The organism is Microcystis sp. CS-574, assembly GCF_028329095.1.
In the GTDB taxonomy this organism is placed as follows: Bacteria; Cyanobacteriota; Cyanobacteriia; order Cyanobacteriales; family Microcystaceae; genus Microcystis; species Microcystis ichthyoblabe_A.
This window is the reverse complement of sequence record NZ_JAQMSY010000186.1, coordinates 1-12104: the sequence shown is the minus strand read 5'-3', so window position 1 is coordinate 12104 and position 12104 is coordinate 1. Positions and strand designations below refer to the sequence as shown.

At 44.3% G+C, this 12104-nt stretch carries 6 protein-coding genes; 4 read left to right on the top strand and 2 right to left on the bottom strand.

Annotated features, from left to right (window positions below; all coding sequences use genetic code 11):
* The 3 genes from PN470_RS14945 to PN470_RS14935 form a co-directional block, all read left to right on the top strand.
* A partial coding sequence (locus PN470_RS14945) for a hypothetical protein (protein WP_272104747.1) occupies window positions 1–1512 on the top strand: 1512 nt, incomplete at its 5' end.
* A 349-nt stretch (window positions 1513–1861) separates the two neighbouring features.
* Window positions 1862–4927 (top strand): DUF6603 domain-containing protein, encoded by a 3066-nt coding sequence (locus PN470_RS14940; protein WP_272104746.1) that lies wholly within the window; start codon window positions 1862–1864, stop codon window positions 4925–4927.
* Between the two features lie 360 nt (window positions 4928–5287).
* Window positions 5288–7243: a hypothetical protein gene (locus PN470_RS14935; RefSeq protein WP_271935428.1), complete on the top strand. Its 1956-nt coding sequence runs from the start codon at window positions 5288–5290 to the stop codon at window positions 7241–7243.
* A 177-nt stretch (window positions 7244–7420) separates the two neighbouring features.
* Here PN470_RS14935 and PN470_RS14930 read toward each other — a convergent pair whose 3' ends face one another.
* Window positions 7421–8482 (bottom strand): anthranilate phosphoribosyltransferase family protein, encoded by a 1062-nt coding sequence (locus PN470_RS14930; protein ID WP_002776008.1) that lies wholly within the window; start codon window positions 8480–8482, stop codon window positions 7421–7423.
* A gap of 43 nt (window positions 8483–8525) precedes the next feature.
* Window positions 8526–9497, bottom strand: coding sequence for a LysR family transcriptional regulator (locus PN470_RS14925; protein WP_002737888.1), 972 nt, complete (start codon window positions 9495–9497; stop codon window positions 8526–8528).
* Window positions 9498–10100: 603 nt separating this feature from the next.
* Here PN470_RS14925 and bchD point away from each other — a divergent pair.
* Window positions 10101–12098, top strand: a complete 1998-nt coding sequence (bchD, locus tag PN470_RS14920; RefSeq protein ID WP_272104745.1) for a magnesium chelatase ATPase subunit D — start codon at window positions 10101–10103, stop codon at window positions 12096–12098.
* Window positions 12099–12104 lie beyond the last annotated feature (6 nt).

The following is a 12104-nucleotide window of genomic DNA, read 5'->3' as shown; positions in this document are numbered from 1 at the left end:
TATGGTGGAATCGGTCTAATTTCGACGGGAACAGCAAACGAACTCATTGAAGAGCAAGTAAGTTCCAAAAACGCGGTTTCTGTAATCAATCATCTCCGCAAGACGGAAATTCCTTTACAATTTCGGGTCTTAGGTTCTAATGCGATTCTCAATGATGGAACTACTCAAAACACTCTGAAATTAAAGGTACTCAATTCCCCTTTATCTAATAACACGCGACCAATTCTCTTATTAAACCAAAGTTCAAAGTTTATTGTCAGCTTTGAGAAGGGAACTCATGCAGACGCACTGGTGGCAACAGATAGTCAGTTAAAGGGCGTTCAAATCACGGTAACAGACACCAATTCTTGGACATCAGACCATACGGCAAATTCCACTCAGTGGAGTTTTACACCCAAGATAAACCAATTAACAGCAGGACAGGGAATCGAGCTAACAATTAGCAATTTAGTTACAAACAGCGCCTCTGGACTAGCCTGTATATATATTGACTATCAAAACATTGGTAGCTATCCCGATGGGCGGCTAGTTATACCTATCGAAAAAACGCCACTTTTGTATAGTGGGGGACAGGTTGGTATCGGTACTAAGACTTTTGACCGGGAGACGACTAAACTGAAGGTTAACGGCGATATAGTTTTAGGCAAGGATGAAACAAATAAAAAATTTATATTTCACAGTCGCACAAATTATAATGGCGATTTTCTACAGATCACTCATGACAAAGATAATAATGAGTGGGATTGGGGTCAGGGAATCACTTTAAAAAGAGGTGGCGATGTCGGCATCGGTACAAGTACTCCCGCAGCAAAACTTCATGTGGATGGTGGGGATGCGGTTATTGGTGGTAAGGTCGGCATCGGTACTACAACTCCTAAAATTCATCTAGCAATTGGTGATAATGACACGGGACTAAAGCAGCAAGGAGAGAACGAATTAGCTATTTACACAGATAATAGAGAGCGGGTGCGAGTAGCTAAAAATGGCAATGTCGGCATCGGTACGCTCTCACCCAGAACTAATTTAGATGTTAATGGTTCTGTAAGATTCGGTGAGAATTGTACAATGGTGCAGAAAATGATTTGTGGTCAAGTATTTTACGATACTTTCAGAGAGCAGTTTTGGTACAGAATTTCTATAAAACAAGGTGAAGGCTACCTGCACTGGAAAGAGAAAAAGTTTCACCTTTATTATGGATTTACTGCGCAATATCGAGCCAATCTTGTAATTTTAGTCACACCAACGCATCAGAAGACAAATAAAATAGCCTGTGTCGAACAAATTAATAAGGATCATTGTGTAATAGTCACGAAAAATAGCCAAACCCAGGAATTAGAGCCAACAAATTTTTCCTTCATGATTATTTACTATGATTTCTATACAGACGTGCCTGTGCCTAATCAAGGCTTCAATGGTTTCATACAAGGTGGTTTGGGTTATGTACAGCCAAGTAACCACCCTAGGGTACCGGACAAGGACTTGCCTATGCCGTCTACCCCCCAACCCTATTAGGGCTGATTCATTCTCTAGTTTGATTCCTTGTTTGTCTGTCTTCAATCGCTTACGGGGCAAGCAAAGCAAGGCATTTTAAAAATTTTTCAGATATTTGTTCTGAGAAATTGACTGAAAACCTTGCCAGATAAGGATTTGATTGAATGACATTTGCGAGAATGAAACAGCCCTACCGAACCCTATACCTAAAGACCCCCGCTATCAAGGCGAATAGACTATAGCGTTTCCTGTTCCCAAGAGGTACATTATCGATGTCGAAAAATTTAATCAGCAAAGGTTAAACTGTGCCACACAGGTGTGAGAAATGCTATATATTTCCTAACTCATCAACCAAACCCCAAAAAAAACCATGGCTACAAACACAAAACCCGACTTAAAAGAAGAACTGGAAAAAGGTCTCTCAACAACCTCAGATGACTCACCGGCAAAAGGTCCAAAAATAACAATTTCTCTCGGGGAAGACATCGAGTTTATCTCTGAAGTTAAACCCGACGAAAAACCAAGTACAGGTAGAACCATTGTCGCCTATACAGCTTACAAAGAAGACAAAGAGGAACCCTTCAGTATCACCCTCAATGATTTGATGGCAACCCTAGACCAAAGTATAGCTGACTTGTTACCAAAGGGACTCAAGGATAAATCCATCAATTTCAAAAATGTGATGGTGATTTACCGGAAAGAAAACAAAACAAGTAAAGGAGAATGGCTGTTTGTCCTAGATTTAGATATCGCCACCAAAATCAAATTAAAATCCCTTCCCGTAGTGGGGGATTTAATCTCCGATGAAGTTGGTAAAGAAGAATTAGTTCCGTCCTTGCGACTTGTCGTTGCTTCTAAAGCCTTTAGCATCACAGAAATTCGCGTTTTAAACGACAAAATCCCTGACAAAGAAGACGACGAAGACGAAGACGAAGACGAAGACGAAGACGAAGAAAAAGAAGAAGAAAAAGAAGAAGAAAAAGAAGAAGAAAAAGAAGAAAAACAAAAAGAAAAACTCATCGCCCCAATGCCGGTTCCTAAAAAAGTGGGTAAAGACGAGGACACCAAACTCTCTGTCCGTAAAGGTTTTAGCTTATCAGGTAAATTGGGATTACCCGATGCTGATAAGATTTTGAGCTTGTCGATAAGTCCACAACAAGCAGAAGAAGAACAAGAAGAATTGGCTCCTGGTGGAGAAGAAGAAGAAGATAATGTCACCAACAGTAACTTAGCCGTTTGGTTTGATATAGACAAAACCTTCGGACCGTTTTCACTTAAACAAATTGGCTTCCAATATGAGGAAGAAGACGACGAGGCGGAAATAGCCATCGTCATTGATGCTGTCCTCAAAATCGCTGGTTTGACCCTCTCTTGCGACGATTTAGGAGTCGGGATTTCCTTAGACGACTTAACGCCATCCTTTAAAATATCGGGCATTGGCATAGAGTACAAGAATCCAACTATCGAAATAAGCGGGGCCTTACTGCGTGCCGACAAAGAAAAGAACGGCATAAAATACACAGAATATCTGGGTTTAGCCAGACTCAAATTTGATCTAGCAGGTAAAAGTTTTGGTGTCAGCGCCATCGGTGCCTATGCCTACTACGACGGTAAACCCTCCCTATTTCTATATGCCGTTCTTGACGTCACTATAATAGTTGATCCCTCCTTCATTATCACGGGATTTGCTCTGGGTTTCGGCTACAACCGCTATCTGAAAGTACCCTCCATCGACGAATTACTAGATTTTCCCCTAGTGGCCGAAGCAGTAAAACCCAGCAAGAAGAAATTTTCGGATGATAATGAACTGATTACCAAAAAACTGACTGAGATGGATAAATACATCCCCGTATCCATCGGATCTGGGTTTGTTGCCATCGGACTCAAGTTTACCTGCTTCCAGATGTTAGACTGCTTTGCGCTGCTAACCGTCGCCATTGGGGAAGATTTCGAGATCAACCTGTTGGGAATTGCCAAGATGAAAATTCCCACTCCGGCAAAAGACTCGAAAAATACAAGCTGTATTCTCAATATGACGATGCTCCTACGAGCCAGATTTTCTCTGAGTGAAGGAGTAATCTCTATAGAAGGTCAATTAGCCTCGGATTGCTATCTCTTATCCCCAGATTGCCGCTTAACTGGTGGCTTTGCCGTCTGTCTCTGGGTTTCTGGCCCTCATGCAGGGGATTTTGTCATTACTTTAGGCGGTTATCACCCCCTATTCAAAAAACCTGCCCACTATCCTACAGTTCCTCGTCTGGGTTTCCACTGGAAAGTAGGAGATTGCCTATCCCTCAAGGGAGAAAAATACTTTGCTCTGTGCGCTCATGCCATCATGGCCGGTGGCCGACTAGAAGCCAATTTCAAACTCGGTAAACTGTGGGCTAACTTTGTCGCTGAGGCTCATTTCCTCATCTCTTGGAAACCCTACTACTACGAAATCCTAGTACAAGTGAGGATTCAAGCTGGCTATGGAATACTCGGACCTGTTAGTTTAGGGGTGCAACTCCATATTTGGGGTCCAGAATTTGCCGGTACAGCCACATTTAGAATTATCTTCGTCAAAGTCACTGTGGAATTTGGCGATCAATCTTCTCGCTTACCAGAGCCTATCGATTGGGAAAGTTTCCAAAGTTCCTTCTTACCCCCTGCGAAATCAACAGCACAAGATTCATCAACAGCTGCAGACGTTTGTAGTGTTGTTCTCAATCAAGGAGTCACCAAACAACTCTCACCAGCAACAACCAAAGAAGTCGCCTTTGTCGTCAATCCCAAAGAGTTAGAGCTAGTAGTTAATTCTGCTATCCCCAGCAAGCAAGCATCTTACGGTGATAACGAACCTCTCCCTGTTAGCAATGCGAACACCGATTTTGGCGTTCGTTCCATGGGCATTAAAAAGGATCAACTCGAAAGCAGCTACAACATCAAAATTACCCGAAAGACAACGGAAGGAGGCTTACAACCCGTTAACCAGGACCAGTTCCAATTTATCCCGATAACTCAAGATGTGCCAACCGCACTTTGGGGCGATGCTAAAGTTAAAGTTGTCAAAGTAAAGGGTAAAGACTCAGAACGAATTCTTCTCCCTGAAGCTAACGATCAGCAATTTGTTAAGAACACCCTCTCTGGTTTCCGGATTGTTCCTCAAATCAAGAAAGATGTCTGTAGCACCAATATTATTGATGTCAACGAATTGCGACACGATACCACCGCCATAAATGACGTTTACGCTTGGCAAAAAACGACTGCTTTTTCTGGGGTTTCTACCGACAATCAAGCTCGAACTACAGCCATCAACAACAACATTGTCAGCACCAATACTCAGAATAAGCGCAACAATCTGCTCCAATCTCTCGGCTTTAATCTAGCCGATGATGTTAAATTAACCGATTCGGTGGCTAATTCTTTTGTCATTGCACCCCAGGTTAAAGCGTAATGCAATTAGGGGAGGTCAGCTGTTACGCATTTAAACCGGGTATTAACGTAAGTTGCTAGTTACAAATTTTGTCTATGATTTCTAGGTTCGATCCCCCCTAGCCCCCCTTGAAAAGGGGGGAACCAGACTCAAAGTCCCCCTTTTTAAGGGGGATTTAGGGGGATCGAACTAGCGAAGCTTATAACTAGCAACTTGGGTTATTAGAGTATGAGGAAACCCGTAACTCCTCCCCTCTCCCCCCCCTCTTATACCAAATCTGATCAGGATTTTCAGGATTTGAAGATTTTCAGGATGCTCAATCCACAATCCACAATCCAAAATCCAAAATCGCCATAATCCACAATCCACAATCAATTAATCATGTCCACATCAACAGTTAAAGTTCAATTCATCCAACATCGCCAACCTCCCCTAGATAGTGGTACTTACACAGTCGAGGTTGAACAAAAAGTTAAAACCAAACAGTCTGACAAAATACCTGAGCAGACATTCAGTAAAGAGCTTACCTTTTATGTAGATGGCCACCGTTTTGCTCCCCTAACTCCTGATGTCATTTATGCCGTTTTTCCCCCTGCGGGAAACTTGGGTGAGTATTCTAATGCCTTGCCCCATATCATCCTCAAACGCGGTACCCTACCTTGGGAGCGTACTATCAGATCAACAAATTCTGATCTCCCTTGGTTAGCTCTCCTTCTGTTTCAGGAATCAGAAAAACCTGAACCAAAAACGATTAAATTAAAGGAGCTAAAAGCAACTTCTGGTAATACTAAATTCCCCACATTTATATACGAGGCGGGGCAAAATGATGAAGATGTGGTGACGGTAATTGATGTCCCTAAAAACATTTTAGAAAAGATTCTTCCTCCAGAAAAAGATCTGACTCTCCTTGCGTCTGTTAACCAAATAACCAACGAGAAAAATGAATCTCTCAGTGAACCTTTAGCCACTATTTTAGGCAACCGTTTACCCAAGAAAGGGGAAGTAAGTACCGTTCATTTAGTCGCCCTTGAAGAACGCTATGAAGAACGCTATAATGGAACAACTGAAAAAAATGGAACAACTGGAAAATTTAACTATCAAGGTGCAGGACCTAACGATTTCATCCGTTTAGTTAGTCTTGCTAGTTGGAGTTTTACCTGTGTTAATAGTAAGCACAATTTCGATGCCCTGCTTAAAGAAATTGATCGCGAACCCGATACCCTCAGACTTCCCTCCGAAGGTAATAATCCAGCAAAGCAATACCTAGATTTAGGTTATGTACCTCTCCACCACGCTCTGCGACAAGGAGATAAAACAGTTTCTTGGTATCATAGTCCTTTAAGTACAGGCCAAAGCCAAGATAATCTAACCGCTCCTGTTGCTATAGCTGATCAATTGATGCGTTATGATCCTAATACGGGTATGTTTGATGTTTCCTACGCTATGGCTTGGCAGTTAGGACGAATGCTGACCCTACAAAATCAACCCCTGGCTGTGGAGATTTTTAACTGGAAACGCTCTAAAGCTCAAGATTTACATCAGATACAGCAACAAGTGCTGCACCTACCTTTCCAAAGCACAACTGAAACTAACGGGGATCTACCTACAGCGATCGCCAATTGGTTCCAAGATTTAGAATTGCTCAAAAACGTTCCCTTTAACTATTTGGTTCCCGATACACGGTTACTTCCCCCCGAATCTTTGCGCTTCTTTTGGATAGATTCCTATTGGGTTGACTGCTTACAAGATGGGGCTTTTAGTGTCGGACGAGTTACGAAAGAAGACTTGCGATTAGATGTTCAAAGTCGCAGTTTACAGCGAAGCAAAACCCAGTCTGATAAAACTATTACTGGCTTCTTGTTACATTCAGAAGTAGTATCCGGTTGGCCCGGTTTAGAAATAGAAGGTTACGCCACTCCCGTAACTGGAAATAATTTTGTCGGACCAGAGAATAAACTAACCATACTCCGAAGAGATCTGCTATCAGATAATATCTTACTCTGTTTTTTTGCCGGGGAAGTCAAAACCCTTGACCTTTCAATTAAGGGATCATCCGTTAATTGTGGTGTAGATCCGATTAAAAAAGGAAGTCCGATTACTAAAGGACTACGAAACCTCGACGGTAAGCAAACAACCGGAAACATAGAGGTTCCCTTCCGCAATCAAGATCTAGGAGTAATTAATATTGAGGAAATGACCAACAGGCTCAAAGAAGGGTTAAAATCTCCCGATAATTTCACTGAAGGGTTAAAATCTCCCGATAATTTCACTTCTGCTCAATTTGCAGCCACCATGATTGAGGGATCCCCCAAAGTTAGATTTGTCGCACGGGGTTAGAGTTGTTGGGTAATGTCTTTGGGCTTTTGGGAAATCAAAAAGTACCGCATCTGGGAGTGTCGGGGGGAAAATTCCTGGACTTTTTCCTTGAAAATTAGGTAATTGACCCCCTCAAAATCGGTAAAACCCTACACCCCATACCCTACCCCCACGACAAACTTTTTCAACAGACCCTATCTATTGCTGATTTTCCAGATAATTACAGATTTGTTCTAATTTAGCCAGGGCTTTTCCTGACTGTAAAGATTGTTGTGCTTGCTGGAAACCCGTGGGGATATCTGGGGCAATTCCACAGCGCCAAAGATAAAAACCACCGTTAAAAATTGCCGCGTCGGTTAATTCGTTATTTTCTCCGGCTAATAAACCCTTTAATTTAGCGGTGAGCATCTCTAAAGATTCGAGGGGATAATCCGAGGGACAGAAGCCATAATCGCGAGGATTTAGGAAAAATCGCTGAAAGGAAGGGGGATCGGTGGGATTTCCCAGACCAATAATCGCCGTCCGATTACAGGCTAAATCACAACTCCCCTCTAATCCTTTCACGGTGGTGAAGTGAGAGATATTTCTCAGAGCGAAAGTTTCGCGAAAACGATCCTCGGTGGGGGGATGAACAAAACCCGATATCTGATGAATATTACCCACAAAAGGCGACCACATTAACTCTACCGTGGCCATGGGCGGACGTTTACCGATTTGCTCCCGATAGGTGACAAAATTCTGTACTAGGGGAAAATGGCGCGGAATATAGAAAAAAGTCAATCCTGTGGTGATTAAACAGTCTTTCACTGCTGCTAAGGATAATTGACTAAAATCTGCTCCTAATTGCTGCCAGATTTCCCTGAGGGAAATACCGTATTTAGTCGGCATTCGATCGCCCCCGTGCAGGACTACGGGAACCCCCGCCAACCCTAAGATTAAAGTAGTGATCGGAGTAACCGGGGCAGTGCGAGAGCGTCCATCGTAGGGATTGCCAAAAATAGCGATCGGATGCTGAAAAGAGGCTGATTCTAGGGTTATTTGCGGACCAAGCTCGGCGTAGGCATCAAGCATTCCCGCTAACTCATCGCTGGTGGGGCGTTTAATGCGATGGGCAATCATAAAAGCGCCGATTTGGGCTGGGGTTGCCTCTTGGGTTAACATCATCTTGGTGGCCATCGCCGCTTCGGGACGGGTTAGATTTTTGCCCGTATGGGTGCCACTACCGATCGCTTTTAATAATTCTCGAAAAGTATCGCTCATCTCAAGGAAGAAAATAAAGGATAAATGGGATTGATGGGAATTGCTAAGGCTGGACAGGGTGATTTTCTAAGCTTTTAACCACACTTTGATTCATTTGCCGCACTAATTGACAAAAATGAGCGATCGGTGGTATCTGTAGGCGATCGCTGGTGGTGACAAGGACTACCTGACGGGTGAGACGATGACTAAATTTACCATGGTTAAGATGGGGATTTTCGCCACTAGGGGAAGCAAGAGGACGAATGGCGAGGGTGGCATCGCTACGCGCTTCCATCAGGGCAGATTGAGGCAGAAGAGCGATAATATTACCCTGACGCACCACACCGCGAAAAGCATCAAGGGTGTTTAATTCCATGACAGTTTTTAGGTGGGCATCCTGACGGGAAAACCATTCTTGTACTAATCTTTGCATTCCGTAGCCATCTTTGAAAACCACTTGCGGATAGGGGATTAATTCCGACCATGGCACTTCTTTGTATTGGGCAAGGGGATGATTAGCGGCCATGAGAATTTCGATCGCTTCTTCGTATAATATTTCTACCACCATCTCTGGGCTAGAGGTGAGAAAACGATTATTCATTACCAAGGCCAGATCTACTAAACCATCCCGCAGCACTTTTAATGCGCGATCGCTGCCCAGGGCTGTAACTCTTAACTGCACTTCTGGGTATTCAGCACAAAATTTCGGCAAAATCGGCGGTAAATAGTGGGCGCACACGGAATGAATCGCCGCCACGCACAATTCTGGCTGTTTTCCCGCCTGTAGGTCAGTGATTTCCTCGTGAACATTCGTCCATTCTTGACAAATTCGTTTCGCCCGGGGCAGTAATTTCTCGCCAGCAATGGTTAATTTCGCTTGGGCGGTACGATGGAAAAGAGGTAAGCCCAAATCGGTTTCTAGGGATTGAATCTGGCGGCTGATAGTCGATTGGGTGACTCCACACTGGCGGGCAGCTTGACCGAAATTGCCTGTATCGGCTACGGCTAAAAAGGCTTGCAATTGCTCAATCCGCATTCTTTCTGGTTTTAATTACATTTCGTCATGACCTTATGACAATAACGAATTTTACTGGGACTTTTGGTAGAAATTGCTACCGTTTTCTCAGTTATCAGTTAGCAGTTAGCCGTTAGCAGGTGTCAGATTTGAGTTTTCAGTTCACTGATTACTTTTTACTGTTGACTGAGCATTGAAAAAAGCTCTCTGCTCCCTAGGGTTGATTCATTTAAATTAAGTACAGCTGATTTTGAGTCAATAAATTTGACTGAAGATTCTCAAGTTTATCTTTTTCTAATCAAAAGAGTTAGTTACAATAACTAATCTTTAATCCTCTGCCAATATTTATTATGAATAAATTGATAAAGCTTCTTCTCAAGCCACTAAAAGCCTATCTCTCTTGAAATTGTCTGAGAGTACATACTCATTTTACAAAGACAGCGATCGCTTTTACTTTTGATATTCTGATGGGAGAATGAAACAGCCCTACCTTGATAAGGGGGGTGTCTGATAATTTTTAACGCCTACCTACTTAAAATCTGAGTTCGGGAATCAAAAGGGGAAAAGCGCCAGACCAGGGAGCTTCTGTTTTACACTAGAATTTGGCCGCCTGAATCTAGATCTATGCCCACTCTGACCCTCAATTTTCCCCTGACTGCCGTTGTCGGCCAAGAAGCGATTAAATTAGCCCTACTCTTAGCTGCCGTGGATCCCGCCCTGGGGGGTGTGGTAATTGCCGGTCGTCGGGGAACCGCCAAATCAGTCATGGCGCGGGCGATACATTCCTTACTGCCACCGATCGAAATTATCGCAGGTAATGTCTTTAATTGTGATCCCAACAATGCCGACGAATGGGACGATCGCACTAAAGAAGAATATAGCAGTGGAGAGGTCGCCACGGAAGTTATCCGGGCCCCTTTCGTGCAGATTCCCCTGGGAGTCACCGAGGATCGTTTATTGGGTTCCGTCGATGTGGAAGAATCGGTGAAACAGGGGGAACCAGTCTTTCAACCCGGTTTATTAGCCAGCGCCCATCGGGGAATTCTCTACATCGATGAAATTAATCTACTCGATGACCAAATTGCTAACCAATTACTCACAGTTTTAAGCGAAGGACGCAACCAAATCGAACGGGAAGGCATCAGTTTTCAACATCCCTGTAAACCAATCCTGATCGCTACTTATAACCCAGAAGAAGGGGATTTACGAACCCATTTATTAGATAGAATTGCCATTGCGCTTTCCGCCGATGGTGTCCTTAGTTTAGACCAACGAGTCACCGCCGTCAATCAGGCGATCGAGTATGCTGTTTCTCCCACCGCTTTTATCGCCCAATATGCCCAAGAAATCGATGATCTAAAAACCGAAATTATCCTGGCGAGGGAATGGTTAAAAGAGGTAAAAATTAAACCCGAACAAATTAGTTATCTAGTGGAAGAAGCGGTTCGCGGTAAGGTAGAAGGTCATCGCGCCGAGATTTTTGCCGTGAGAGTAGCCAAGGCCGCCGCCGCTTTAGAAGGTCGGGATTTAGTCAGTGCCGATGACTTAAAAAGAGCCGTCGAATTAGTTATTGTACCTCGATCGCTGATTACGCCACCACCCCCGGAACAGGAACAACAGCCACCGCCACCACCGCCACCACCGGAACCGCCCCAAGACGAAAACCAGCAGGAACAGGAAGAAAAAGAGGAGGAGAAAGAGGAGGAAAAAGAACCGGAACAGCCGGATAATCTGCCGGAAGAATTTGTTTTTGACCCGGAAGGGGTTTTACTGGATCCCAGTGTGTTGTATTTTGCCCAGATGGCCCAGCGTCAGGGGAAATCGGGGGCGCGTAACCTGATTTTCTCGGAAGATAGGGGACGTTATATTAAGCCAATGTTACCCCGGGGCAAGGTGAAAAGAGTCGCCGTCGATGCCACTCTCCGGGCGGCTGCCCCCTATCAAAAAGCCCGTCGCTTAAGAAATCCCGAACGTCATGTGATTATAGAAGAAGGGGATCTGCGCTCAAAACGGCTGGCCCGCAAGGCCGGTTCTTTAATTGTCTTTGTGGTTGATGCCTCCGGTTCCATGGCCCTGAATCGGATGCAGTCGGCCAAAGGTGCGGTTATGCGTCTGTTAACGGAAGCTTACGAAAATCGCGACCAGATTGCCCTGATTCCTTTCCGGGGTGAGCGAGCAGATGTACTATTGCCGCCGACCAAATCGATTACCCTAGCGAAAAAACGTCTAGAAACCCTGCCCTGTGGCGGCGGTTCCCCTTTGGCCCACGGTTTAACCCAAGCGGTTCATGTAGGGATGAATGCCCGTTTATCGGGGGATATCGGTCAAGTGGTGATTGTGGCGATTACCGACGGTAGAAGTAATATTCCTTTGGCGAAATCTTTAGGCGAACCGATTCCGGAGGGGGAAAAACCCGATATTAAGGCAGAACTGCTCGATATTGCCGCTAAAATTCGCTCTTTAGGCATTAAATTGCTGGTCATCGATACGGAGAAAAAATTCGTCTCCACTGGTTTTGCCAAAGAATTAGCCCTAAAAGCCGGGGGTAAATATTATCATCTACCCCGGGCCACGGAACAAGCGATCGCATCTATGGCGCGAGGGGCAATTGCGGGACTGTAGCTGGGG

Bases quoted from the DNA above. Each gene is read 5' to 3' on its own strand.
- PN470_RS14940 (WP_272104746.1), top strand. From the start codon at position 1,862: ATGGCTACAAACACAAAACCCGACTTAAAAGAAGAACTGGAAAAAGGT.
- PN470_RS14935 (WP_271935428.1), top strand. From the start codon at position 5,288: ATGTCCACATCAACAGTTAAAGTTCAATTCATCCAACATCGCCAACCT.
- PN470_RS14930 (WP_002776008.1), bottom strand. From the start codon at position 8,482: ATGAGCGATACTTTTCGAGAATTATTAAAAGCGATCGGTAGTGGCACC.
- PN470_RS14925 (WP_002737888.1), bottom strand. From the start codon at position 9,497: ATGCGGATTGAGCAATTGCAAGCCTTTTTAGCCGTAGCCGATACAGGC.
- bchD (WP_272104745.1), top strand. From the start codon at position 10,101: ATGCCCACTCTGACCCTCAATTTTCCCCTGACTGCCGTTGTCGGCCAA.